The following is a 26,078-nucleotide window of genomic DNA, read 5'->3' as shown; positions in this document are numbered from 1 at the left end:
CATGAATACCAAAATTTATCCCAACAAGCGCTTTAATCTTTTATAGATATCATCATCATTACGCTTACCAACTAAAATTACTTCTACTAAATTTTGCTCAGGAAAATATCTATATATAATTCGATATTCCCCACTATCAACTCGATAGTAACCTTCATAACCCGATAGCTTTTCACTATCAGCTGGTAAAGGCTCAATATTTAAAGATAAAACCTTTTTGGCAATTTGGGCTGCTATTTTAGGTTGCAAACCATTCAAAAAATCAAGCACCGTTGCTAGACCATCCAGCCTAGCCATTAGCTAAATCCTCCAATGCAGACGTGAAAGCCTCTGTACCCACCATTTGGGAATTATGCAAAGCAGCTTCAGCCGCCTGACCGAAAACCATATCCTCTAATTCTTGCAGCCGATGAATTAATTTTTGATAACTCTGGGCTGAGATAATCACATGGCTGGGACGAGATTGTTTGGTTAGTAAAACTGGTTCGGTAGTAGCCTTGTCAAAAACCTCACCGTGTTTGTTCCGAGCATCTGTGAGAGTGTAGGTCTGCATGATAGCTTTGACTATTTTAGACATTTTGACTATATTTTAGCAGATTCTTCTCATAGAAGACTACGGCAGTAACCGCATTGATTGTTCGCCTGTGTCCGTATTCGCGCCCGGACTTCTTCAGAAATTTGGCTCACTGGCTTAAAGGTTCAATCAAGTGACGTTTTACGGCTTCACTCAGCGCAGTTGCTTTCCGCAAAAGTCCTTCCTGATAAACTTGCATCAGGGTTTGTAACTCTAGACGCTCATCTTCATTAAGAGTATCAGCCTGTTGGCAATCAAGCAGTTCACTTAACCGAGTATCTTGTTCTGGTTCCATTTGCAGTTCGGTCAGTGCCAAGACTTGTTCATCTGTCAGGGTGGACACAGACTCAAAGCTGTTAACATTTGTACTGACGGGTGGAATCGAGAGTTTAATTGTATCGCTCAGAATGCTGGCAACATCCCGATTTGCTAAATGTGCAAAGCGTTCGGCACGTTGGTAAATCTCATCTGGCAAGGTAATGGTGATTTTGGTACTCATGGCTCTTATAGAGATTCTTCTCTATTATCTCTTGTCTGTGATGCGATCGCTCTAAATCTGCTTAGGAAGCATTCAACAAGTCAGAATCATCAGAACAATTTACTTTGATTATCAGGAAAAAACACTAATTAACGCATTCCAGGTTGCGTTACACTATAAACTAATCTATTGATTAATGTAGACTGGTAAAACCATCATGGAAAAAATAGAAGTTGAAGTAGATAGACTTACCTTTGAACGAGCAAAAACTCTAGCAATAGTCAATCAATCAAGTCTATCAGAATTGATTACTCACGTAATTGAACGTTTAGCAGAAATTCAGGAGAAAAAAGATCCATTAATGGGATTATATGCTGATGTTCCAGAGATTGTAGATGAAATTGTTGCCGAAGCTATGGAAAAAAGAGGGCATAATTTAGCGGATGAATAAAGTAGAAAAATCCCTAATTGATACGGATATTCTTTCAGAAATTATTAAACGAGTAAATCCTGTTATTATTGCTAAGGCTAATATTTACTTAAATGAATTTGATAAATATACAATTTCTGTAATCACAGTTATGGAAATTGTAGAAGGTTGGCAAAAACGCAAGCAAGAGCAACGTCTTCAGCAGTTTTTAACTATCCTGAATTCACAGGAAATATTATCTTTTGAATTGACAGAAGCAGTTTTAGCCGGGAGAATATACGCTGATTTAGAGGCAGTAGGAAAAAGGATTGGTTATCCTGATTGTATGATTGCTGCTATTGCTATCCATCATAATCTGACTTTAGTTACTGGTAATTTATCTCATTACCAAAGAATTCAAAACTTAGGTTATTCACTCAGACTAGATAACTGGCGTTTATAATATTAGCATAAAACTTTACCATAATTTTAGCAGGTTCTTATCTCTTGTCTGTGTTGCGATCTCTCCACTATTGAAGTTACTGCAAATACAGTTATTACTTGTGGGCAGGCTTGTGTGACTTGATAATTTGCGCTAGCTTACTGAATCGTTTTGTTGTCATAATTCTCCATATCATCACATATTTTCAGAGACTCTAATTCTTGCAATATCTGTAGAAGCCTGGAGTCACAAAGAACCTTTTGAGCGGAGGCAAAGAAGCTTTTTGGATCAACCAGATTTTGTTGTCTATAAACACTGGCTTGCAAACCCATCTCTAAACAATCAATCTCATGAATAAAGCGAGCTTCTGGTGATGTTCCTGCTTCATACTCTTTCCACAACGCCAAGTGAGTGGAACCACCAGGTAGTTTCGATAGAACTTTTTCCACAGATTGATATTCGAGACGCTGTTTTTCTGAGGACTCCACATTATCTAGAGGTGTAAAGTCACCTGCATGAATTTCTCCAAGGTCATGTAATAACGCCATGCAAATCACTTTCCACTTATCCAATTCAGGAAAGTAAGATTCCACCAAAAATAGTGCCAATAGAGTGACGCAAAATGAATGTTCAGCAACACTCTCGCAATTCTGAGAGGGGATACCACGTTGCAACCAACCTTGGCGATAGAGTTGTTTGAGATGATTGAACTCAAAATACGCTTCAACAATGGCTGATACTTTTTGGTTTTTGAGAAAATCGTGGGGTAAAGGAGCTTTAGTTTTCATGGTGGAGGTAATTGAGAAATAAGTACAGTCCAAATTTGTCGTTCTTCCAGGCGATGAATGTAAGTTTTTTCAACAGCTTTGATCATTACTTCACATATAGTAGTTTTGCCTGAACCCGTTGATAGTAAATCTTTATGTCCGCGCCCGAACAGGGACAGATGCTCACTGGTTTTCTATACAAAACTTTACAATGAGCAACTCGCCATAACTTACTGCTAGGGATTGGTGCGCTTCCCTGTAAACTGGAGTAAGTGGCAGATAAATAGGCAATAAATGACTGTGCTGTGGTCTAAACTGGACAATCTACGCTTTTTGGGAGGTAGTCAAATTTAAGCGATCGCCTGATAATAGCAGCAAGTCTTGTTTTATCTGCGTAGTTCTGTAGTTAAAAAATTGTCCGTTTTCCGCACATTTTGCTAGAAACTACTTACACGCCTGAGTAGGGTGTGAGGGCTAAAGTTTTCGTTCCTTCAGTCAGGAGAACGCGATCGCAGAGGTTAAGCAGTTCTACCTCAGTCTGCGTCCGTCGCATCAGTCGCAGGAAATCACCTTCAGCGTCAACACTCAAGGCAATGTAATTGAGGAACCTTTTGAGGTAGCCGATGCGCGATCGCACTGGCATAGTTGCCGCTGTTGGGGTTTGCCATAAACGATCAATATAGTTGCGTACCTCTACTAAAGGAACGGGCGTAATCGGCTCGAAGCGCAAAGCCTGTCGAATTTGATTAAAAAGCCAAGGATTCCCGATCGCCCAGCGTCCCACCATCACACCCGCCGCGCCCGTTTGAGAAAGCACTTCCAGGGCAGTTTTCGCCGAGTAGATATTGCCATTGGCCAGCACTGGACAATCGACCCGTCTGACCGCTTCAGCGATCAAATCATACTTTACTGCCCCGTGATACATATCTTTCACCGTGCGACCATGCACACTCAGCAAATCAATACTGTGGCGATTTATTACATCTAGAATTTCGTAAAAGGTATCTGTATTTTCAAAGCCTACCCGCATCTTCACAGTCAAAGGTCGATCATTCACTGCTTGCCGCAATTCTCCCAAAATCCGATCCACTTTTTCTGGTGAAAGCAGCAATCCACCCCCAACATTTTTGCGATAAATTCTAGGTGCTGGACAGCCCATGTTCAAGTCAACTCCAGCGATATTATAGCCGCAGAGTTCCCGTGCTGTTCTTACTAAGTCTGGAATGCTTTCGCCAATCATTTGAGCAAAAACCGGGCGACCCGTGTCGTTTTCGGTGATTGCTGCCAGAATGCTCCGATTCAGCCGTGAGGTATCATTGACGCGGAAATACTCGGTGAAGAAATAGTCAGGACTGCCGTAGTGGGCAATCACCTTCATAAACCAGTGGTTTGTCACATCCTGCATGGGCGCAAGAGCGGTGAGGGGGAGGTCTTTTTGGAGCGATTGGGGGAGTGATACCTGGGACATAGAGATGAACAGCGATCGACAGGTGATAGCGTACCTGTGGCAATTTGATATTTATCTTAGCCTCTCACGAATGGGGACAGAGGCTGACTAACTTTGTATACAAAAGTTTACAATCCGCAAACTCCCCATAACTTACTGCTAGGCAGTGGAGCGCTTCCCTGTAAACTGGAGTTAGTCGCAGATATATAGCCAATAAATGACTGTGCTGTGGTCTAAACTAGACAATCTACGCTTTTGGGGAGGTAGTCAAATTCAAGCGATCGCCTGATAATAGCATCAAGTCCTGTTTTATCTGCGTAGCTCTGTAGTTAAAAAATTGTCATATAATTGTGTAGTATCGCTAACCTTATTTAAGAGCGATCGCGTTACCATTTGGTCACGTTGCTTTTTTAAAAGTTTTATTCTAGAATTTTCTGGTTAAAATAGTATATCTGTTCTACTGAACCTCCCAGCCCAAGATTCCTGACATCCAGATAATTCCTATATTTAGAGGTCCCTAATGGCTATCAACACAGATACTTCTGGCAAAGAAAAAGCATTAAATATAGTACTCAACCAGATTGAGCGCAGCTTCGGTAAAGGAGCAATCATGCGCCTGGGTGATGCTACCCGGATGCGAGTAGAGACAATTTCCACAGGGGCGCTCACCTTAGATTTAGCATTGGGCGGAGGATTACCCAAAGGACGGGTAATTGAAATTTATGGGCCAGAAAGTTCTGGTAAAACCACAGTAGCGCTACACGCCCTCGCCGAAGTCCAAAAAAATGGCGGTGTTGCCGCCTTCGTTGATGCAGAACACGCCCTAGATCCTACCTATGCGGCAGCTTTGGGTGTAGATATTGAAAACTTGCTAGTTTCCCAACCTGATACAGGCGAATCTGCTTTAGAAATTGTCGATCAGCTGGTGCGCTCCGCCGCAGTTGATATTGTCGTCATCGACTCAGTAGCAGCACTAGTACCTCGTGCCGAAATTGAAGGAGATATGGGTGACATCCACGTTGGACTTCAAGCCCGGTTGATGAGCCAAGCTCTCCGTAAAATCACTGGCAACATAGGTAAATCAGGCTGTACAGTCATTTTCATCAACCAGTTGCGGCAGAAAATCGGTATTACTTACGGTAGCCCAGAAACTACAACTGGCGGTAACGCCTTGAAATTTTACGCCTCAGTCCGCCTGGATATTCGCCGGATTCAAACCTTGAAAAAAGGCACTGAAGAATTTGGTAACCGAGTCAAAGTCAAAGTCGCCAAAAATAAAGTTGCACCGCCCTTTAGAGTCGCGGAATTTGACATTATCTTTGGTAAAGGAGTTTCCACCTTGGGTTGTCTGGTTGACTTAGCAGAAGAAACAGGCGTGATTGTTCGCAAAGGAGCCTGGTACAGTTACAACGGTGATAACATTTCCCAAGGTCGAGACAACGCTATCAAGTACCTAGAAGAAAAGCCCGAATTTGCTGCCGAAATCAAGGAACTGGTGCGACAAAAGCTAGATATGGGGGCTGTTGTTTCTGCTAACTCTGTAGCCAAAGCTAATCAGGAAGAAGAAGAAGAAGTGGAATTAGAAGAAGAAGAATAGCACTGATGCGCGTTCTGAATTAATCAAACAGAACGTGTAAATACTGCAATATCTGACAAAAGACTGGATTGATATAGATTCAGTCTTTTCTATTTTAAATTACAATAACCCTCGTTTACCATTGGGGCGGATTGTCATCCAATTGGTTTTCGCTAACCCTAGCTGCTCATCAGAAACCTTGGCACCAGAGAGATTAGCACCACACAGATTAGCTCCTCGGAGATTAGCATTGCTGAGATAGGCCTCACTGAGGTCTGCGCCTCGCAGGTCTGCTCCTTCTAAATCCGCATGGTTGAAATAGGCTTTGCTCACATTAGCGTCCCTGAGATTTGCTTTATTGAGACTAGCTCTGCCAAAGTCGCTATTGTGGAGATTAGCACCTTGGAGATTAGTACCTTGCAATTGAGCCGAATGAAAATTTGTTTCGGATAAGTCAGCACCCGGCAATTTCAGAAAACTTAAATTGTGTAGAGCAAAATCCCGTCTTCCCTTCAAATAAGCCGTGAGTAAACTTTGGGAATTTAATTTGCGCCCTTGAGAATTGTGACGCTGGGAACTAATACTGGTGTTGTTAGCCACATTTGCTGGTTTATCTGCCGAATATCCCTGACGTATTCCCTCGGCTTCTGCATTCTTGGCTCGTCTAGCTCGGATTGCTGCGGCTACTTGTGCTGCACCTCCTCCGCTATTAGCCGCAGGAGAAGGGTTGTGGAATAAAATAGCAGAATTTTCCACGCTGTGATTTGTTGGCTCTTTAACACTAGCATCCGATTTAACCAGCAAGCTCTGGGCTAAACTGTCCAAATAGGGTTCCATCTCTAAGGCTCGCAGTACTTCTTCTGCTGACTGGTAGCGATTGCGTACTGACACGTCTAACATTTTTCGCATCACAGTGGTGAGATGATCATTGGCTTGTACCAGATGCTCCCACATCATCTCGCCTGTTTTGGGATTGTAATCTAAATCTTTAGGAGTTTTAGCACTCAGCAGATAAACACAGGTCACACCCAGGGCGTAGATATCACTGGCGTACACTGGACGCATAGCCATTTGCTCTGGAGGTGCGAAACCAGGAGTACCAATAGCGTATGCCGTTAATGCTGTCTGTCCTGATTGGTTGAGTGCTGCTTGGCTGACTTGATTTTTCACAGCACCAAAGTCAATCAGCACCATTCTGGCATCTTGAGTCCGGCGAATTAAATTAGCTGGCTTGATGTCACGGTGAATTACTTTTTGCTCGTGGATGTATTGCAACAACGGCAAAGTCTCGCTCAAAAACTGTTTGATTCCCGCTTCGCTGAAGATCCCATTCTGTTTCACCTCTTGTTGCAGAGTCGAACCACTAATATATTCTTGAATTAAATAAAATTGTTCTTGCTCTTCAAAATAGTCAAGTAGCCTTGGTACTTGAGGATGATTGCCAATCTTACCTAAGGTTCTGGCTTCTCGCTCAAATAACTCTCGCGCCATTTGCAAGATGTGTGGTGCGGTTCCGGAAGGACGTAGTTGTTTAATTACGCAACTCGGTTCTCCTGGTAAGGCTTGGTCGTTAGCTAAGAATGTTGCTCCGAAGCCACCTTGACCTAATGGTTTGACCACCCGATAGCGATCGCGCAATAATAGTCGCGCGCCACATGAGTGACACCTGTGGCTATATGCCTTATTTTCTGGATTGGTACAGGTAGGATTTAAGCAATAGCTCATGCACTGTCAACTCGCTGCACGAATAATGACTGAAAGCGTTACACTCACTTTTAATTATTAACACTCACAATTAACTCTTGCTAGGTGATTTTTGGGGTAAATGCTGGAAATAGCTCCTCAAGTTAACTCAGGACTACGTAAAAGAATGATCAAAACAAGATTATTTATTATACTTACCGTCTCAAATAGTGTCTAGGCTATTTTTTGGGTAAAATATAACATTTAGTCTTCAAATTCGGAATTTTTTGGAGTTCAGTTAATAATTATACTTAATTTCTGACAATTATTTAAATTTTTTTTTCACAGTTTTCTTTCCTCACAAATTCAACCGTCTGAATAATGACTGAACATATGTTCATATGTTATAAGAGAATTATTCAAAAGTGATGGAGAAAAATATGAATACCGTAACCCAAATGAAATGCGCTTGTCCCAATTGCCTGTGTATTGTTTCACTTGAGGATGCGATCAACAAAGAAGGTAAATACTATTGTTCTGAAGGCTGTGCTGAAGGTCACAAAACGATCAAAGGCTGTGGTCATAATGGCTGTGGCTGTTAAATAGTAGAGACGCGATTAATCGCGTCTCAGTAAGTGCTGAGTCCTGGCTAAAAAAAAAGCACCTGTAGTGCTACTGTTTTTGAGATATGTTTTGACAGTCTCCCCTCTCCTTAGCAAAACTACGGTGTACACACAAGTCCTGCCTGTCTGCGTTTGAGCCTGTTTTGCCCCCTAAATCCCCCAAGTTTGGGGACTTGGAAAATTCTTGTTCCCCCATAATTGGGGCTTAGGGGGCGATTCGATCACTTGTGTGTACACGGTAGCCTTCTCCCATTGGGAGACGCTACGCGAAAGCAAGGAGAGGGGTTGGGGGTGAGGTTGTGTACTTAATTAAATCAGCACTCAACACTTAGAGACTAGATAGAACTTCTCGTGCAACAGCTAATGTCTGCTCAATATCGGCTTCAGTGTGAGCCAAAGAGGTAAAACCAGCCTCAAACTGAGAAGGTGCTAAATAAACACCACGCTCTAACATCCCACGATGGAAGCGACCAAATTTAGCCATATCTGACTTTTTGGCATCTTCGTAGTTATGCACTGGCCCAGAGGTGAAGAATAAGCCAAACATCGCGCTAATCTGACCACCACAAACTTGGTGACCAGTTTCTTGGGCAATTTGCACTAAGCCATCTGCTAACTTCCGAGTAATTTGATCAAGATACTCATAAGTACCAGGTCGTTGCAACAATTCCAGGGTTTTAATCCCAGCCGTCATTGCTAAGGGATTACCTGAAAGAGTTCCCGCTTGATACACAGGGCCTGCGGGCGCAATCATGGACATGATATCCCGACGACCGCCGTAGGCTCCTACTGGCAAGCCACCACCAATAACTTTGCCCAATGTTGTTAGGTCTGGTGTTACACCAAATTTTTCCTGAGCGCCACCATAAGCAATCCGAAATCCTGTCATCACTTCGTCAAAGACTAGCAACGCTCCATGTTCATGGGTAAGTTCTCGTAAACCTTCGAGAAAACCAGCATCAGGTGTAATAAATCCAGCATTGCCAACTACTGGCTCCAGAATCACACCGGCTATTTCATCGCGGTTTTGTTCCAATAATGCTTTCACCGCTTCCAAGTCATTGTAAGGAGCCGTCAGAGTGGTGATGGTTGATGATTTAGGTACTCCGGGGGAATCGGGTAAACCAAGTGTAGCTACACCAGAACCAGCTTTGACGAGAAATGTATCGGCGTGACCGTGGTAGCAGCCTTCAAACTTGATGATTTTTTCTCTGTTTGTGAAAGCCCGCATTAACCGCAGCACTGCCATACAAGCTTCAGTGCCTGAATTCACAAATCTGACCATTTCGATGCTAGGAACGGCATCAATTACCATTTCGGCCAGAACATTTTCCAGTAAGGAAGGAGCGCCGAAGCTAGTGCCTTTTTCTAAAGCTTCATGGAGCGCTGCGATCACTTCTGGATGGGCGTGACCACAAATAGCTGGCCCCCAAGTGCCGACATAATCAATATATTGGTTGCCATCTACATCCCAAATGTATGCGTCTTTGACTCGATCAAAAACGATGGGTTGTCCGCCAACTGATTTAAAGGCGCGAACTGGAGAATTAACTCCTCCCGGCATGAGATTTTGGGCTGCGGCAAAGATTTCTTGTGATTTTGTGGTTTTAATTGTGGTATTTACCAAGGCTCTCTCCTAAATAGTGGAAAATAAAAAGCTCTATCTTAGGATAGGGTTAAAAACTGTTTAGAAATTCTACCTTATAGAGTTATCCAAACCAGAAAAATAACAATATGTTATACAAGTCCAATGATGACTTGCCTTTAGAGATTCGCACTAAGTTATCTGAGGCTTACCAGGATCTTTACCGGGCTGCTTTTAACTCGGCAATCCATTGGTATGGTGAAGCTTCTCAAGCCCACCAAGTAGCCTTAAGTGCCGTAAAAATGCGGTTGGCTACAGATAGGAATGCTTTTGTTTAAGCTGAATCAGCAAGTTCAATTTTAAGTCAGCATACCAGATGCTCTATTCAGAATGGTATCGTGAATCCATCAATATTGTTTAATGATCACAAATTAGCTGGTATGTTTTCTACTGATCCGCATTCACTACCACACTCTATTCCTGTTGATAAGATTTGCTACGATGAACGGGGTTTAGTGCCGACAATTATCCAAGATTATTTGGATGGCACTGTTTTAATGATGGCGTGGATGAGTCAGGAATCATTAAAAAAGACTTTAGAAACTGGGGAAACTTGGTTTTGGAGTCGTTCTCGCCAGGAGTTATGGCATAAGGGAGCCACTTCTGGACATATTCAAAAGGTGCAAAGTGTCCGTTATGACTGTGATAGTGATGCACTGCTCATTGGTGTGGAGCAGCTAGGAGATATTGCCTGTCACACTGGAGAACGCAGTTGTTTTCATCAAGTAGAAGGGGCAATTGTTGCTCCACCAGGGGATACATTATCTCAAGTATTTCAGGTGATCTGCGATCGCCGTGACAATCCCGTGGACACTTCTTATACCTGTAAGTTATTGGCCGGTGGCGATAACAAAATTTTAAAAAAGATCGGCGAGGAAAGCGCTGAGGTCGTCATGGCGTTTAAGGATGATGAAGAGGATGCGATCGCCGGTGAAGTTGCAGATTTACTCTACCATACGCTGGTTGCCTTAGCTCATCATCAAGTCGATGTGAAGTCAGTATATCGCAAGTTACAAGAACGTCGGCGATAAGAGGGGAGCAGGGAGTGGGGGAAGAAGCAGGGGAGCAGGGAGCAGGGAGCAGGGGGGAGAAGACGGTAACTTCCCAATGACCAATGACCAATGACCAATGACCAATGACTAATGACTAATGACTAATGACTAATATTTTTTAATTCTTATCATTACCTAAAATTTTCCTCACCAATTCCACAGGATTTCCACAGGGATTTTGGTAGTTTTCCACAGATGTTTTACGAGCTAATCGGCAGTTGCAGTTTTACTGGGGATTGTTGATTCAGAATAGCCTAAATCATAAGACACTGAGTTTATGTTAAGTTAAGTAATAAAAATCTAGCTATAGTCCTGATTATTGCGTCAAGTTTTATTTTTTATACCACTGGATTTAACATTTCGCAGCATTGACAAACCCACCCCCTCTTGGCGCACAATGATGCGACTGGCTTTTATAGTCTGTCCAACCATTGACACCAAAAATCACCTCAGAGGCTGGTGTAGATTGTCAGGTAAAGACAGGACTATGTAAGGCAAATCCCCCATCACTGCAAGCAACTTGTCTCGCTTGATTGACCTCAGAGAAGGAAAAACTCATGAACGCAACAGTTAGTATCTTTACAGAAATTCCCGAAACACTACATGAATCTCTCAAAAATTACTTAGAAGCACATCCTGATTGGGATCAAAATCGAGTGCTGACGGCTGCTTTGTCGCTGTTTTTACTTCAAAATGGTGAGAGCGATCGCCGCGCCGCCCGCGTATATTTAGAAACATTGTTTCATAATTGTTAAATATAAATGCCCTGCACCAATTAGCCAAAAAACTCAAAGTGCTGGTAAGTAGGTGGGCAAAAATATTTCTAACTATGAGAAGATGTGATCCAACGGTGTGCGATAATGCTTCGCCCGCCGGAGGCGATCGCACAGAGTACGACACCATAGTGGGAATTTTTTTGGACAACTGAATCTCAAAGACTGTGTTATTTTGGCTCCTGCCTGAGCATGGGCACGGTTACCGTGCCCCATCAATGGATACTGATTACAGATAGCAAGGGGTGGATGGGGACAAGATAACAGGAAAGAAAATTAAGTAGATATTTTTGCTCAAAAATCTCTGGAATACGGTAATGGCGTGTTTGTCTTTAGCAGTGAAACAAAATTGAAGGAAACATCAGATATAGGGGGAAACTCCGCGAATGCCTAAGTGAGGAACTTGGGAAATTTTGTTATGTAACAAGATTTATTCGTGCCTACCGACTGAGTTACTTCATCAAGAGTTAATCGAGAAAAACTCTAGACTAAAGACTATGCACTCAAGTATGAGTTTCCAACTGCGGAGAGTGAGCGGGACATTCAAACTTATACCCTACGCCACGTACAGTTTGAATTAATGCTGGTTGGCTAGCATCGACTTCAATTTTCTTGCGAATTTGACCGATGTGTACATCTACAACCCGTTGATCACCAACATATTCATAATCCCAGACCTCTTGAATCAGTTCTGCACGTCGCCAGACTCTACCCGGATGGCTAGCTAAAAAATGCAATAAGTCAAATTCTAGCGCCGTTAAGGGTATTGCTTGGTTGTTAAATGCGACTTCCCGTCGTGCAGGATCAATCATTAACTTTTCAAATACTAGGCGTTTTTGTTCAGAGGTAGTCACAATCCTCTGTCGCCTCAAAATTGCTGCTACTCTCACTTCTAACTCTCCCAGTCCAAATGGCTTGGTGAGATAGTCATCAGCACCTTTAGAAAAGCCGCGAATTTTATCGGCTTCATCGGCGCGACTAGTCAGCATCAACACAAACACACCATTACGACTTTGCATTTCCTGGCAGAGGTTGAACCCAATAACATCTGGTAAATTCACATCTAGAATCACCAAATCGGGGTTAAATTGCTCAAATAGGGCTAAGGCTGTTTTACCATCCTCAGCAGCCTCCACCTGATAGGTCTGCTTAATCAAAAAGCGTTGGATTAAATTTCGGACCGCAGGGTCGTCATCAACTACAAGAATCTTGGCGGGAGCCATGACCATCACTTTGCACAACAATTCGTAAGATGAACACAGAAGGAGGATTGCGTAAAAACGCAATTTCCACATTAGGGGTTATTTAAGACTCTACAGGGGTAAGGAATGCATTTCCTGATTATCCAAAATAATAAATAATAGTGTAATCAGAATTCGGGAAAATGAAACTAAGAAAATTTTACTAGTCACACATATACTTACGTAGAAGTATGATAATTATCAAGGTTGATATGTACTAGAGCGATATTCTTAACATTCACCACGGCAGTTCGGTAACCTAGTAGACTTGATTTTCCCAATTAAGTGGGGATTTAAAACTTTTTAATTTTAAATCCATATGTGGATACATACCACAAGTTATTATGAGACTAATTCTAGAATTTTTCCTCAGCCTACTCTAAATTGCCAAATTTAGAAACATAAAAGTTAATTTTTTCATAAAAAATGCGTTTTAGGCATCTTTAATCAAAATTATAGAGTCAGGCGCTCATTGACCAAAGACACGAGGGTATACACGGAGTTATACCAATATGTTAAAGTTGAGGTAGTTAGAAATTCCAAGTCAATCCAACTAACCCATGCTACTATCCTTGTAGGGCAAAAAATGGATTGATCCGTTGGTTTGAATCAAGATAAACTTAAATTTGTTTTTCCTGAAGCAAAAGACTTCCTCTGACTAAGGCTAAAGAAAGTATAAACTCCCATGAGCGATCAAAATCCCTACGAGAAACTTGGGGTATCAGAAGATGCTAGCTTCGATGAAATTCAGGATGCTCGTAATCGCCAATTGGAGCAATACAATGGCGATGCCAAGAGTCTAGACCTAATTGAAGTAGCTTACGATGCGATTTTAATGGATCGCCTACGGATGCGCCAGGAAGGTAAAATAAAAGTACCTGAACGAATCAGGTTTCCAGAATTGCGCGTGCAATTGCCTTCAAAAGAAAGTCCCAGCCCTCGTGAGCAGTCGCCTGCATGGCTGCAAAGAATGCTCGATCAACCCGCGCCTAAAGATATACTCTTACCTGGAGCTTGGTATTTGGGTTTAAGTACTATTAGTGTATTTACTCAGTCCGCAGGCAATCAGGTTTTACAGTTGGCTTTAGTCGTAGGTGTAGGAATCAGTATTTACTTCCTCAAGCGTAAGGAAGGCAAGTTTGGTAGAGCAGTTTTATTAACGCTGGTGGGTTTAATTGTCGGTTTAATTGTCGGCGGGCTAATTGCTAGTTGGCTGTTGCCGCAGATCAACTTGGGTCAGTTAACATCTGAGCAGTTTTCTACAGTGTTAACATTTATATTGTTGTGGCTGATTAGCAGTTTTCTACGTTAAGCCGATGAGTATTTTGAATTGTAGATTAATTAAGGGTAATAGATAAGTTAATTTTATCTTTTACCCATGTTGTTAAGACCAGGAACTATTAACCAATTTCGACTCTTTGAGATTCGAGGATCAGTTTGACAGCTGTACTTAAATCCTGAACAATTAAGTCGGGATGGTAAATTTCTAATTGAGTGCGATCGCGAATTCCAGACTCCACAGCCATCACCTTAATACCGTGTTTTTTCGCCGCCGCAATATCTGCTTCTGTATCCCCAACCATCCAAGTATCGGCTGCGGGGGGCAGTTCTGCTAATGCCCGTGCCATCAATAAGGGCTTATCTTCAATGTCAGTAGTTTTAACATAGTCGTTTTCCAGGCAATAGCAGCGATTTTCTGGAAAAAAACTGCCTAAGTCGTATTTTTTCACTGCATAATCTAGTTCCCGTACCCGACGCATTGTCATCACAGCCAAATCAATTCCCGCCTGTTGAATTTGTAACAGCGCCTCTACAGCACCTGGGATCAGGCTGTCATACTGAAAGTAAGTGTCTGTATGTACGGTTTTGCGCCGCAACTGAGCAAATTCTTGTGCTTGCGTCCCATCTAAACCAGATTTTAAGGCAATTTGTTTTTCCGGGACGCGCGATCGCTTGAGTTGCCAAAATTCGGCTTTCTCCAGTTGTTGCACAGATTGTTCGGGATGTTGGATTTGCTGCAAACAAAATTGATAAACACGGTAATACCGTTCAGAGACATTCATGATCGGGCCGTCGAAGTCGGTGATTAGTCTTAGCATCGGCGGAAATTGTAAATTTTTATGACAATTATAAGAAAGACGCTGAAAACACCTGAGAAACAGCAACATCGTTGCATTTTTCGTACTTTAGGCAGGTGATGAAAGCTAGATGCACCCTTGAGGGTGCTTTGATGTTAAACTGATTTGAACAGGAAGGGTAATCAACCTGTATAAAAACCCGATGTTGCCTAACGGCTCTACGCTGCACCTTCTCCCAAAGGGAGAGGCTTCGCCAAGACAATTGAAAATATGGGGTTCTATTCCATAGTTCTAGCTCCTTTCCAGGAATAGGTAAAATTTTCATGGGGACTAGACGACCAGTTTTTAAGCACAAACAAATTTTGGAGTCATCCAACTACGGTAGGGCATACCGAAAGTTAACGCTTGAGGAGAGAACCACCTCTGGGTGAGATACCGCAAGGGGTTTCATCTAAGTGGACTCGTTGAACCAAGAATCTCCGTAGCTTTAGCCCGGAGAGTGTCAACTCATTAGTTATTGCAAAGTGCCGCGTTTAATTTGCTCACTTTCAATCGCCTCAAATAAAGCGCGAAAATTACCTTCCCCAAAACCTTTAGCTTGATAACGGCGCTCAATAAACTCAAAGAAAAAAGTCGGTTGTCCAAAAATCGGCTGAGTAAAAATCTGTAGTAATACTGCGTCTTCGGCATTTTCTTTCCAGTCCACCAAAATTTCTTGCTCGGCGATCGCCTCAAGTTCTAGGATTGATAAAGGGAATCCAGGGCGCTGTTGAATCTGTGAGTAGTAGGTTTGGGGAACCGAGAGTAAAGATAAACCACGGGAGCGAAATTGCGCGATCGCACTCATTAAATTAGGAGTCCCCAAGGCGATGTGTTGAATACCCGGCCCCCGATTCACATCCAGAAACTCTTGAATTTGGGAATTGCGCGAAGCTGGTTCATTAATCGGTATTTGTACTCTACCGTTACGGGAAACCATGACTTGGCTATATAAAGCCGAACGGTCAGTTTGAATTTTAAAACTTTGCTGGGGTTGAAAATCGAGAATTTTTGCGTACCAAGCAACAGCCGACTCTAATTCACCCACAGCCACATTTAGCACTATGTGATCTATAGAACTAAAAGTATGCTCTGTGGTTGATTGTAGATCATCATCTGTCACTCCTGAGCTTTCCATCAACGTATGAGTCAAACCACCCCAAGCGGCAATTTTGCCCCACTTGCGGAAGACATCACCAAAGGCCTGTGACTGGATGGGTTGGATGACTGTAGCGCCGTGAGATTGAGCAAGTGCGATCGCTCCTTCCACATCTTCCATCACAAAAGCCACATCTGCTACCCCTGGAGGATGTTGGCACAAAAACGCCGCCACCGGACTCGTAGGCAATAAAGCTGAAGACAGCAAAAAGCGAACAATACCGTTGCTCACCACTTCCGTACAAGTGTGAGCCGAACTGATGCTACTATCTACTGCTGTAAACCCCAGGTGGTGTACAAACCAATTCCGCCAGACTTTGGCATCTTCGACATAGAAATGAACGTGATCGATGTTCATAAATCCTGAAAATCCAGCACAACAGCTTACCTATCTGTAATTTTGAGATTTTTTGCTAGATTATCAAGTATTTCCTGATTAATCATACACCTTACATTTTGCACAAATAAAAATTCATGTTATTTAATTACATAGTATTTAAACCAAACCCCTTGATTTAGTGATAAAATCCAATATAAATAAGGTAGCATTATCGTGCATCTTTTTACCTTGTCTGGGTTTGTGCGTAGAGATGCCAGATATGAGATATCAGTATAAAGCATTTGAAAATTTAACGTAAAGCAACTTGCCATGCTTTCCCTGTTTGCTTCAAGTTAAAAGATTTACACGACTGCAAGAATTTAATAAAATTACCATTCAACTGTAAGGATTTAATTTGCTCAGTGATCGGTTTACCATAGCGCAGACTAAATTCAACACCCAACGGGCTAATATCAATGTACTTTGTCGGAGATTGTATCGTTAGTTCCTGGAGAATATCCTTGAGTGCTGTTTCCAAATCTGCTGCGGAATTAATACTAGACAATAAAGGAGACTTCTTCGCACTGGTTAATGAAGTATCTTCCTTGGCATTTATTGGTAGTGACTGATTAACTTGAAATAGCGTTATGTATATTTCAGATGCTGGATCAACTTGGTGAATCGCAAAATCAGCCGGATAGTTAACAAAAATATCTCTAGCTTTCTTACCGGAAAAATGGTGAGCAACTACTTGACTGATAGTAAAATTATATTTAGTTTTAAAAATTTTAGAAAGAATGGAAAGTTTAACCCAATAAACTTGATGATGTTCTTGCTCTGCTGAGATTAATTCTTTAATTTGCTGAAGAAAAACTTCAATGGTGGGAATCTCAGGAGTAGAATTGGGAAATTGTGTGATTTGTTTGCCTGTAGAGCTATCCAATACTATCAAAGCTTCTCCTTTTTTGATCGCTTGATAGACCATTAAGCCATTTTGCTGAAGATGGTTGCACAGATTAGTCATCACTTTATCTGACGAACACACGATAACTTCTTTAGCATGGGCATAACGCTCATGAACCGAGGAACCCAAGGCGATCATTTTACCATCAGCATTATCTTTACCCACAGGAACGTGAATTAATTCGTATCCACGCTGATGTAATTCCACATCTCGTTTACCCATGCTACTCCAATTAGCAAAGGCAATCTTGACTTGCAGGGGATAGGTACAAACTTTTGTTAAGAAATTTTCGGTTTGAGTATTCAGTTGTAAGTTTTCTGCATCTAGCAGTAAAATAGCGATCGCTGGCGGAGAAAAAGAGTTTTTCTGAGGCTCCAAAACATCTTGATTATTTAACTCAGTGCAATTTAGCTCTGGAAGTGACTCATTAATTATAACTTCTAGATTACGGAAGGCGGGTGAAGCAAAAAAACTCGGCACTAGAAAAAGTCCCAAGTATTCTTTAATCTTTGGCATCAGTGTCAGATAATCTGCTAAGTTGCTGATTTTTTTATTTAACCCAGCCATGAGTGCAGATTGGTATTGAGGTAGTCTCCAGTTAACACTTTGGTAATTTGCCACAACTAATTCAGGATGCTGCTGTAAAATTTGGATAATTTCTTTACAAACAGCAATACTAAGTTGGTTAATTAACTCAGAATCAGAGGTAGTTAGCACCCGTTTGTCATTTGGCATAACTCATACAGTACATTGGAATAACCTGGTTCAGAGCATCAGCAAAGATGGTAATTACACTATGTTATATCTAGCTAAAAACAACTGATAACCGTGAAACTGCCTAAATAAAATCGTTGAAACTTAGCTAAAGTATGAGGATAAGCGTGGGAAACAAAAAATCCGCTCTCCTGGGTAGAGAAAATTAATTCAAACTGCAACTTTCTCGGAAACTAGCTAACTATTTACCAAAGACAATCGCTCAACTAAGATGAGCAAAAATATAGTCACGAGTACGAGAATCAACAGGGTGAGTAAAAATTTTTTTTGTCGTACCAAATTCAATGATTTCACCAATCTTATTTTCATTACCATGAAAGAACGCAGTGAAATCAGATAAACGAGTAACTTGCTGCAAGTTGTGACTAATAATTACCATTGTCAATTCTGAACGCAAGCGCAAACTTTGGATTAAACTTTCAACTTTCATGCTAGCAGTAGGATCAAGAGCAAAACAAGGCTCATCCATCAAGATAATTTGTGGCTTAACTGCTAAAGCACGAGCAATGCAGAGTCGCTGTTGTTGACCGCCAGAAAGGTCTAAAGCCGACTTGTGCAATTTATTTTTCACTTCTTCCCAGAGGTCAGCATCTTTAATGGCAGATTCTACAATTGCGTCTAATTCTGGTTTCGGATGCCACCCGACGATTTTCACGCCATAAGCCACATTATCGTAAACGCTCATCGGAAAAAGATTCGGCTTGGGGAGTACCATACTCACTTGGCGGCGGAGGCGATTTAAGTTGACCCGACGCTCATAAATATTTTGATTAAAAAATTCTACCCTCCCCTCAACCCGTACTTTTGCTTCTAATTCAATCATGCGATTCAGACATTTAAGAAAACTAGATTTTCCACAACCACTAGGGCCAATAATTGCAGTTACTTTACCCTGATAAATATCCATTGATATATTTTCAAATATCTTTTGGGCATTGTAATAAAAGCTGAGATTTTTGACTTGTATGGCTGGAATTAGTTTATTCATCCTAAGAAACTGGTACAATAAATATTGACTAAACAAAGGTGTAAAATAAGTATTCCTGTTTTGTTGTGTGTCAAGTCAATATGGGTTCGTCATAGTTCCGAATAAAGGAGGCTATTACTCATTCATTGATGACTACCCAGCGTCAAAATAAATGCTCGTTCTGACATCGTTTAATTAAAGGCCACTTTTTGTGTTCAAGTTAGATGAAATGTGTTGTGCTGATCTGGTAAGCATAAAATCAAGCAAATAACACTAGAAAACTTGATTGAGACCTAATGAGTTTTGGTTAAAACGATATACTTCTTACCTGAAATTGTCATCTGATTATCGCATTCCTTGTGAATCCTGTCAGGAAGATCATGACTTTCCGGTATTCACTCAATAGATACAAGTGGATTTGCTGTGCTGCTGACAGTGCAGTTAGGATGCTAAAATACTATCTCTTCATTTTTCAACGAGATGTGGGCAGATATAGGTTATGTCCCAACAATAGCAGCTTGAGGTTAATTTAAGTATTATTTGTATAAATTACATAACTACTATCAACGCTTTAACCAAAACGTCCTGAAACATAGTCATGGGTGCGGGAATCTAAAGGGTGATTAAATATTTGATTTGTGACACCAAATTCAACCATTTGACCAATACGACTTTCATCGGTGCTGAAAAAAGCTGTAAAATCTGCAACACGAGTGGCTTGCTGCATATTATGAGTCACAATAGCGATCGTCAATTCCGAGCGCAAAGTTTGGATAAGTTCCTCAATTTTCATGGTAGCGATGGGGTCAAGAGCCGAACAAGGTTCATCCATGAGGAGGACTTTTGGTTTGACGGCTAAAGCACGGGCAATGCAGAGTCGCTGTTGTTGACCACCAGAAAGACCTAATGCTGATTTATCTAATTTATCCTTGACTTCATTCCAAAGTGCAGCGCCTTTTAGGGCAGATTCCACTATTGCATCTAACTCTATCTGTGAACATTTGCCAGCTATTCTGATCCCATAAGCAACATTTTCGTAAATGCTCATGGGAAAAGGATTTGGCTTTTGGAATACCATACCAATTTGGCGGCGTAGTCGATTTAAATTGATGCGGGGGTCATAAATATTTTGACCAAAAAATTCTACACGTCCTTCTACTTTGACTGAACCTTCTAATTCGCCAATTCGATTCAGACTCTTAATAAAGGTTGATTTACCACAACCACTAGGGCCGATAAGTGCAGTTACTTGATTTTGATAAATATCTAGGGAAACATTATCAACGGCTTTAGTGGTGCTGTAGTAAAAGCTGAGATTTTTGACTTGAATAGCTGGAGTTAATGTTTTCATTTTTTAGATAAATTTACCCAGTAATGTGGGCAGTTTTAATTTTTTTTACTTAATCTTTCGTTTACGAGTAACTAAGCGAGAGATAATACTGACAAATAAAACCAAGCCAAGTAAAACTATAGAACTAGTCCAGACTAATTGATGTTTCTGTGGGTCGGGGTCGTTGTAGAGGTTATAAATTAATACTGGTAAGGAGGCTGTTGGGCTGAGTAGTCCTTCTGACCAATCTAGGCTAAACAAAGCCGTCACAACCAGAGGGGCTGTTTCACCAGACGCACGAGCGATGGCTAAGAGAATACCTGTGGTAATTGCAGGTAATGCCGCAGTCACTACGATGCGAAAAGTGGTTTGTAAGCGATTACCTCCTAAAGCTGCGGAGGCTAGGCGTTGATCTGTAGGAACTAGTTTTAAGGCTTCTTCCGTGGTCAGGACAATCACGGGTAGCATAATTGTAGCTAAAGCAAAGCCACCTGCGATCGCACTAAATTGTTTAGTTACTAAAACGATTATACTGTAAGCGAATACACCCACGATAATGGAAGGCACACCAGTCAGAATGTTAGTGATAAAGCGGACAAAGTTAGCTGCTGGGTGAGTACGTCCAAATTCGGCTAAAAATATTCCCGTGAATATGCCTACGGGAACGCTTAATAGTGCAGCAATTGTCACAATTGTTGCTGTTCCAAGAATGGCATTGCCAAAGCCAAAATCAATCACAGGATTAACAAACATTTCTAGCTTGAGTCCAGATATTCCCCTGGCGATAATTTCCCACAAAATGGATAATAAAGGAATTAAAGCTATAAATGTGAATGCCAAGGCGATCGCATTCATTAAATAAGTAAATAACTGCCTTGATTTTGGCAAAGGGCTAAATAATTCATTAGCTAAAGATTGGGGAATTTTTGAATTTTGATGACTACTCATATTTATCAATAATTCTCATATTTAATTTGCGGATAACATACAATATATTTGATTCATCTCTTAGCGATTTTTCTTTCCCACCCACTCTACCAAGACAACAGCACCAAAATTCACAAACAAAGTCACTCCAAACAAAACTAATCCCAGATAAGTTAAAGCTCCAATGTGCAATCCTCGTTCGGCTTCGGCAAATTCATTGGCGATGACAGAAGGTATTGTATAAGCAGGATCTAATAAAGAAGCACTGATTTGAGCCGAATTACCAATCACCATAGTCACAGCCATTGTTTCGCCCAAAGCTCTTCCTAAAGCCAGCATTGCTGCACTGACAATTCCCGAAAAACCAGCAGGTAGCAATACTCGAAAAATTGTTTCCCAACGGGTACTACCCAAAGCCATAGATGCACTACGTAATTCTTTAGGAATTGCCAATAACACATCCCGACTAATTGCTGCTATTGTGGGCAGAATCATAATTGCGAGGATAATTCCCGCAGTTAACATATTTGTCCCAAAAGGGTCTGTGGTATTAAATATTGGTATCCAACTAAAATATTTAGCTATCCACTTTTGTAGGGGTTCTAAAGCTGGAATAAAAATAAAAATTCCCCATAAACCAATAATCACACTGGGAATTGCGGCAATTAACTGCACCACAAATGCCAGAGTTGTTTGGATAGAAACTGGTAAAAAATTCTCACTGGTAACTAATGCCACTGCTAAACCTACAGGAAAAGCAAATAAAATAGCGATCGCACTACTTACCAGAGTTCCATAGATATAAGGTAAAGCACCGAAAACCTCATTACCTACATCCCAATCTTTCCCCCATAAAAACTCTATACCAAACTTCGCAATAGCTGGTCTAGCTTCTTTAAAAATGATCCAACTCATCACAAATAGCATCGCCACAGTCATCGCAGTAAAAGTATAGACGAGCCATGTAAATCCTTGGTCAAACCAACCTTTTATGCCATCCTTAGCGATCAATTCAATGTTTTTATCATTTAGAGGCAATGAATTATTGTAGGGTGAATTAGCTGAATTTTTCATGAAAAATCAAAATAATTAGATTATTTGGGATTAATAGGGTGAACAAATAGCCCACCCTGCTAAAAGAATTAAGATGGCTAATTTATGGTTTAACAGTACTATTCACTGTCTGCAATACCCGATTTGTCACTGCGGGAGGAATTGACGTATAGTTCATGTCATCATTTAATTTTTGGCCATCAGTCAATACCCAATTAATCCATTTCTTCACAGCATCAGCTTTGGCAGCATTAGAATACTGTTTATAAACCATCATCCAGGTGAGACCAACGATAGGATAACCTTGTGCTGGATCTCCTGCAAAAACACGATAATTATCAGGAAAATTCACAGATGCTAAAGCTGCGTTTGCAGACTGCAAAGAAGGAGCCACAAACTGCCCTGCTTTATTTTGGATCTGTGCTGATTTGAGTTTGTTTTGCGTAGCGTAAGAATATTCTACATAACCAATAGCGCCAGGAGTACGAGCAACTAAAGCAGCTACACCTGGATTACCTTTACCACTAAGGACATTGGGCAAATTCCATTTGGGCGCAGTACCAGTTCCGACTCTACCTTTAAAATAAGAGCTAATTGAACTCAAGTGGTTGGTGAAAATGAAAGTTGTACCGCTACCATCAGCACGAACAGCAAATCGAATTGGTTGGTTGGGTAGATTTACACCAGGATTATCAGCTTTGATTTTGGGATCGTTCCAGTTAGTAATTTGACCAGAAAAAATAGCTGGTAAAGTAGTACGAGATAATTTGAGATTATTAACACCGGACAGATTATAAACGACAGAAACAGCACCACCTGCTGTGGGTACTAAAATCACACCATTCTTGACTTTACCCATGTCAGCGTCTGTCATTGCAGCATCACTACCACCAAAGTCAACGGTTCCAGCAATAGTTTGCCGAATACCACCACCACTACCAATTGCTTGGTAGTTAATTCTCATATCTGGAAATTTCTTTCTCACTTCACGAGCGTATCTTTCATACAAAGGCGCTGGAAAAGTTGCTCCTGCACCGTTGAGAGTTTGGGCTTGAGCTTGGGCTGGTGCTGTACAAATAGAACCAAGTGCAACAGCAGTGGTTACCACTGAAGTAGCAAATGCTCGCTGCAATATGGTGGTTGAAAAACCCATAATACCTCTAATTTTAAAGATTGATTGCTGTTTTATTTACAACATTAGATTAATTTGTTTAAGGTTAAATTTAGTTTAAGCTTATATTAATACGGCTTTAAAGTATTATTAAAAACCAATTTATAGGATAAATTATTAATCAAAAATAATATTGGTATTTGGGGAATTTTTATGATTATAAATTCCCTGAGAGGCTATATTTTATTTGTCTACAGGAATCAATGCCTGTTGCTGACAAACAAAGGCGTTATTAGCAGGCTACGCCAACAAAACCCCACAGATAAATCTGGGGGCTTGTATCATAAAGGAACTATCGGTCAATCTAAGTAGCCATCATGAACTGCGTACACCAATTATTTGTGAGGCTGCATATTATTTCGACCCCTCCCCCTTCGGGTTCACCAGTCGCCTACGGTGGGAAACCCGCCTACAGCGCTGGTTCACCGCAAGCGAGGAGGGGAACTGGATTTCTGGTTAAATTCTATTTATCCATCTTTATATTAAATTGGTATTACTACTAAGTTAATTTACCGCTAAAGCGGTCTGATGACTGCACCGACCCAAATTTGATGCTGGTCTGCAAGGAGGCTTTGACAGACTAATATTGGGTAATGATGAATAATATAAGAGAATGCTTTACATTTCTTAAATATTCACCTTTGTTAGAACAATGGCAAGAGACTTACGGGGATTCATCAAAATTCTAGAAGAAAAAGGACAATTAAAGAGAATTTCGGCTTTAGTTGACCCAGAGTTTGAAATTGCGGAAATTTCCAACCGGATGCTGCAACAAGGTGGGCCAGGGTTACTATTTGAGAACGTCAAAGGTGCATCCTTCCCGGTGGCAATAAATTTGATGGGAACAGTGGAAAGGATATGCTGGGCAATGAATATGCAGCATCCAGAGGAGTTGGAAACTCTGGGTAAAAAGCTGGGTATGCTGCAACAACCAAAACCACCAAAGAAGATTTCCCAGGCGATAGATTTTGGGAAAGTCCTGTTTGATGTGGTGAAGGCTAAACCAGGAAGAGACTTTTTCCCAGCTTGTCAGCAAGTGGTGCTGCAAGGTGATGATTTGGATTTGAATAAGTTACCCTTGATTCGTCCTTACATCAATGATGCTGGTAAAATTATCACCCTGGGGTTGGTAATTACCAAGGATTGTGAAACAGGTACGCCAAATGTGGGTGTGTATCGCTTGCAACTGCAATCCCAAAATACGATGACTGTTCACTGGTTATCTGTGCGCGGTGGGGCGAGACATTTACGCAAAGCTGCTGAACGTGGTAAAAAGTTAGAAGTGGCGATCGCACTGGGTGTAGATCCTCTAATTATCATGGCAGCTGCGACACCTATTCCTGTAGATTTATCAGAGTGGTTGTTTGCGGGACTATATGGCGGTTCCGGTGTGAACTTAGCCAAGTGTAAAACTGTAGATTTGGAAGTTCCTGCCGATTCCGAGTTTGTTTTAGAAGGGACAATTACACCAGGGGAAGTGTTACCAGATGGCCCCTTTGGTGATCATATGGGTTATTACGGCGGCGTGGAAGATTCGCCATTGGTGCGCTTTGAGTGTATGACTCACCGCAAAGATCCAATTTATTTAACCACATTTAGCGGTCGTCCACCAAAAGAAGAAGCAATGATGGCGATCGCACTCAATCGGATTTACACTCCTATTCTGCGGCAACAAGTCTCCGAAATTGTCGATTTCTTCTTACCAATGGAAGCTTTGAGTTACAAAGCGGCGATTATTTCCATTGATAAAGCATATCCGGGACAAGCGCGACGGGCAGCTTTGGCGTTTTGGAGTGCCTTACCCCAATTTACCTACACCAAATTTGTGATTGTCGTGGATAAAGATATCAATATTCGTGATCCGCGTCAAGTCGTTTGGGCGATTAGTTCCAAAGTTGACCCCAGTCGGGATGTATTTATTTTGCCCAACACACCCTTTGATACCTTAGATTTTGCCAGTGAGAAAATTGGTTTAGGTGGACGGATGGGAATTGATGCGACGACCAAGATTCCACCAGAAACCGATCATGAATGGGGTTCTCCCTTAGAATCAGATCCAGATATAGCGGCGATGGTAGAAAGACGATGGGCTGAATATGGTTTAGCAGATTTAAAGTTAGGAGAAGTCGATCCAAATTTGTTCGGTTACGATATGCGCTAGAAACTATGACATTCTTAGCCCCCTCCTCGCTTGCGGGGAGGGGGTTGGGGGTGGGGTTCTTCTTGCAACCAACGCACAATTTCCGCCAACACCTCCTCAATACTCTGCAAAACATCCTCATTCTTAAACCGCACAACTCGCAACCCTAAACTCTGCAAAAATTCTTGCCGAATTGCATCTTTTTCTGGGGTATAGTCGTGAATCTCACCATCCACTTCCACCACTAACTGCACTTCTCCACAGTAAAAATCAACAATAAAACGGTCAATTGCGTGTTGACGGCGGAATTTAAACCCCAAGACTTGCTGGTTTCTCAACTTTTGCCAAAGTTGCTTTTCTGCTGGGGTGAGTTCACGCCTCATCTGTCGTGTTAATGGCTTGAGTTTCTACCAGAGTTTGGGCGATGTTTGCCAAGGAACCCCACCCC

25 protein-coding genes and 1 pseudogene are annotated in these 26,078 nt (G+C 41.5%); 9 read left to right on the top strand and 17 right to left on the bottom strand.

Annotated features, from left to right (window positions below; all coding sequences use genetic code 11):
* Positions 1-15: 15 nt before the first annotated feature.
* The 3 genes from AACX33_RS12655 to AACX33_RS12645 all read right to left on the bottom strand — a co-directional run bounded on the left by AACX33_RS12655 (position 16) and on the right by AACX33_RS12645 (position 1,073).
* On the bottom strand, positions 16-297 hold the full coding sequence (locus AACX33_RS12655) for a type II toxin-antitoxin system RelE family toxin (RefSeq protein WP_193997840.1): 282 nt from the start codon (positions 295-297) through the stop codon (positions 16-18).
* On the bottom strand, positions 290-577 hold the full coding sequence (locus AACX33_RS12650) for a type II toxin-antitoxin system Phd/YefM family antitoxin (protein ID WP_227789068.1): 288 nt from the start codon (positions 575-577) through the stop codon (positions 290-292). The genes AACX33_RS12655 and AACX33_RS12650 overlap by 8 nt, the downstream gene beginning before the upstream one ends.
* A gap of 106 nt (positions 578-683) precedes the next feature.
* Entirely contained in the window at positions 684-1,073 is a 390-nt protein-coding gene (locus AACX33_RS12645) for a hypothetical protein (protein ID WP_193997841.1), read from the bottom strand.
* A gap of 196 nt (positions 1,074-1,269) precedes the next feature.
* On the opposite strand from AACX33_RS12645, the gene AACX33_RS12640 reads away from it, so the two are divergent.
* Positions 1,270-1,503 carry a hypothetical protein gene (locus AACX33_RS12640; RefSeq protein ID WP_193997842.1) on the top strand — a complete coding sequence of 78 codons (234 nt, stop codon included), beginning with the start codon at positions 1,270-1,272 and terminating at the stop codon, positions 1,501-1,503.
* A complete protein-coding gene (locus AACX33_RS12635; protein ID WP_193997843.1) occupies positions 1,496-1,924 on the top strand; it encodes a type II toxin-antitoxin system VapC family toxin in 429 nt (142 codons plus the stop codon). The genes AACX33_RS12640 and AACX33_RS12635 overlap by 8 nt, the downstream gene beginning before the upstream one ends.
* A gap of 137 nt (positions 1,925-2,061) precedes the next feature.
* Here the strand turns inward: AACX33_RS12635 and AACX33_RS12630 are convergent, their stop codons facing one another.
* Both AACX33_RS12630 and AACX33_RS12625 read right to left on the bottom strand, forming a co-directional pair.
* A complete protein-coding gene (locus AACX33_RS12630; RefSeq protein WP_193997844.1) occupies positions 2,062-2,691 on the bottom strand; it encodes an HD domain-containing protein in 630 nt (209 codons plus the stop codon).
* A gap of 427 nt (positions 2,692-3,118) precedes the next feature.
* Positions 3,119-4,138, bottom strand: coding sequence for a tRNA-dihydrouridine synthase family protein (locus AACX33_RS12625; RefSeq protein WP_193997845.1), 1,020 nt, complete (start codon positions 4,136-4,138; stop codon positions 3,119-3,121).
* Positions 4,139-4,637: 499 nt separating this feature from the next.
* Between AACX33_RS12625 and recA the strand changes: the two genes are divergently transcribed.
* Positions 4,638-5,714 carry a recombinase RecA gene (recA, locus tag AACX33_RS12620; RefSeq protein WP_193997846.1) on the top strand — a complete coding sequence of 359 codons (1,077 nt, stop codon included), beginning with the start codon at positions 4,638-4,640 and terminating at the stop codon, positions 5,712-5,714.
* 99 nt (positions 5,715-5,813) lie between these two features.
* Here the strand turns inward: recA and AACX33_RS12615 are convergent, their stop codons facing one another.
* Positions 5,814-7,418: a serine/threonine-protein kinase gene (locus tag AACX33_RS12615; protein ID WP_193997847.1), complete on the bottom strand. Its 1,605-nt coding sequence runs from the start codon at positions 7,416-7,418 to the stop codon at positions 5,814-5,816.
* Between the two features lie 398 nt (positions 7,419-7,816).
* On the opposite strand from AACX33_RS12615, the gene AACX33_RS12610 reads away from it, so the two are divergent.
* Positions 7,817-7,978, top strand: coding sequence for a metallothionein (locus AACX33_RS12610; protein WP_193997848.1), 162 nt, complete (start codon positions 7,817-7,819; stop codon positions 7,976-7,978).
* Positions 7,979-8,327: 349 nt separating this feature from the next.
* Here AACX33_RS12610 and hemL read toward each other — a convergent pair whose 3' ends face one another.
* Positions 8,328-9,626, bottom strand: coding sequence for a glutamate-1-semialdehyde 2,1-aminomutase (hemL, locus tag AACX33_RS12605; protein WP_193997849.1), 1,299 nt, complete (start codon positions 9,624-9,626; stop codon positions 8,328-8,330).
* A 107-nt stretch (positions 9,627-9,733) separates the two neighbouring features.
* Here hemL and AACX33_RS12600 point away from each other — a divergent pair, with 107 nt between their 5' ends.
* From AACX33_RS12600 to AACX33_RS12590, 3 genes are all read left to right on the top strand, one after another.
* A complete protein-coding gene (locus tag AACX33_RS12600; protein WP_193997850.1) occupies positions 9,734-9,922 on the top strand; it encodes a ChaB family protein in 189 nt (62 codons plus the stop codon).
* A 102-nt stretch (positions 9,923-10,024) separates the two neighbouring features.
* Positions 10,025-10,675 (top strand): bifunctional phosphoribosyl-AMP cyclohydrolase/phosphoribosyl-ATP diphosphatase HisIE, encoded by a 651-nt coding sequence (gene hisIE, locus AACX33_RS12595; RefSeq protein ID WP_193998039.1) that lies wholly within the window; start codon positions 10,025-10,027, stop codon positions 10,673-10,675.
* Positions 10,676-11,253: 578 nt separating this feature from the next.
* Complete coding sequence (locus AACX33_RS12590; protein WP_089092473.1) at positions 11,254-11,451, top strand: DUF2811 domain-containing protein; 198 nt, start codon at positions 11,254-11,256, stop codon at positions 11,449-11,451.
* A 521-nt stretch (positions 11,452-11,972) separates the two neighbouring features.
* Here the strand turns inward: AACX33_RS12590 and AACX33_RS12585 are convergent.
* Positions 11,973-12,692, bottom strand: a complete 720-nt coding sequence (locus AACX33_RS12585) for a response regulator transcription factor (RefSeq protein ID WP_193997851.1) — start codon at positions 12,690-12,692, stop codon at positions 11,973-11,975.
* Between the two features lie 703 nt (positions 12,693-13,395).
* Between AACX33_RS12585 and AACX33_RS12580 the strand changes: the two genes are divergently transcribed.
* Complete coding sequence (locus AACX33_RS12580) at positions 13,396-14,022, top strand: CPP1-like family protein (RefSeq protein WP_193997852.1); 627 nt, start codon at positions 13,396-13,398, stop codon at positions 14,020-14,022.
* 88 nt (positions 14,023-14,110) lie between these two features.
* Here AACX33_RS12580 and AACX33_RS12575 read toward each other — a convergent pair whose 3' ends face one another.
* The 8 genes from AACX33_RS12575 to pstS all read right to left on the bottom strand — a co-directional run bounded on the left by AACX33_RS12575 (position 14,111) and on the right by pstS (position 23,472).
* Positions 14,111-14,809 (bottom strand): HAD family hydrolase, encoded by a 699-nt coding sequence (locus AACX33_RS12575; RefSeq protein ID WP_193997853.1) that lies wholly within the window; start codon positions 14,807-14,809, stop codon positions 14,111-14,113.
* A 493-nt stretch (positions 14,810-15,302) separates the two neighbouring features.
* Positions 15,303-16,343, bottom strand: coding sequence for a 4-hydroxyphenylpyruvate dioxygenase (hppD, locus tag AACX33_RS12570; protein ID WP_193997854.1), 1,041 nt, complete (start codon positions 16,341-16,343; stop codon positions 15,303-15,305).
* A gap of 271 nt (positions 16,344-16,614) precedes the next feature.
* Positions 16,615-18,003, bottom strand: coding sequence for an NYN domain-containing protein (locus AACX33_RS12565; protein ID WP_227789067.1), 1,389 nt, complete (start codon positions 18,001-18,003; stop codon positions 16,615-16,617).
* A gap of 241 nt (positions 18,004-18,244) precedes the next feature.
* Positions 18,245-19,030: a phosphate ABC transporter ATP-binding protein gene (locus tag AACX33_RS12560; RefSeq protein ID WP_193997855.1), complete on the bottom strand. Its 786-nt coding sequence runs from the start codon at positions 19,028-19,030 to the stop codon at positions 18,245-18,247.
* A 550-nt stretch (positions 19,031-19,580) separates the two neighbouring features.
* Entirely contained in the window at positions 19,581-20,360 is a 780-nt protein-coding gene (gene pstB / locus AACX33_RS12555) for a phosphate ABC transporter ATP-binding protein PstB (protein ID WP_193997856.1), read from the bottom strand.
* Between the two features lie 45 nt (positions 20,361-20,405).
* On the bottom strand, positions 20,406-21,287 hold the full coding sequence (gene pstA / locus AACX33_RS12550; protein ID WP_193997857.1) for a phosphate ABC transporter permease PstA: 882 nt from the start codon (positions 21,285-21,287) through the stop codon (positions 20,406-20,408).
* 60 nt (positions 21,288-21,347) lie between these two features.
* Complete coding sequence (gene pstC / locus AACX33_RS12545; RefSeq protein WP_193997858.1) at positions 21,348-22,340, bottom strand: phosphate ABC transporter permease subunit PstC; 993 nt, start codon at positions 22,338-22,340, stop codon at positions 21,348-21,350.
* 82 nt (positions 22,341-22,422) lie between these two features.
* The gene (gene pstS / locus AACX33_RS12540) at positions 22,423-23,472 is read right to left on the bottom strand and encodes a phosphate ABC transporter substrate-binding protein PstS (RefSeq protein WP_193997859.1); all 1,050 of its coding nucleotides are present in this window, start codon (positions 23,470-23,472) and stop codon (positions 22,423-22,425) included.
* Positions 23,473-24,142: 670 nt separating this feature from the next.
* On the opposite strand from pstS, the gene AACX33_RS12535 reads away from it, so the two are divergent.
* Positions 24,143-25,651 carry a UbiD family decarboxylase gene (locus tag AACX33_RS12535; RefSeq protein WP_193997860.1) on the top strand — a complete coding sequence of 503 codons (1,509 nt, stop codon included), beginning with the start codon at positions 24,143-24,145 and terminating at the stop codon, positions 25,649-25,651.
* A 14-nt stretch (positions 25,652-25,665) separates the two neighbouring features.
* On the opposite strand, the pseudogene AACX33_RS12530 reads toward AACX33_RS12535, so the two are convergent.
* Positions 25,666-26,019, bottom strand: a pseudogene (locus tag AACX33_RS12530) (endonuclease domain-containing protein); the annotation flags it as partial.
* Positions 26,020-26,078 lie beyond the last annotated feature (59 nt).

This window comes from Nodularia sp. LEGE 04288, from assembly GCF_963896525.1.
Lineage (GTDB): Bacteria > Cyanobacteriota > Cyanobacteriia > Cyanobacteriales > Nostocaceae > Nodularia.
This window is presented reverse-complemented; position numbering and strand designations above follow the sequence as displayed.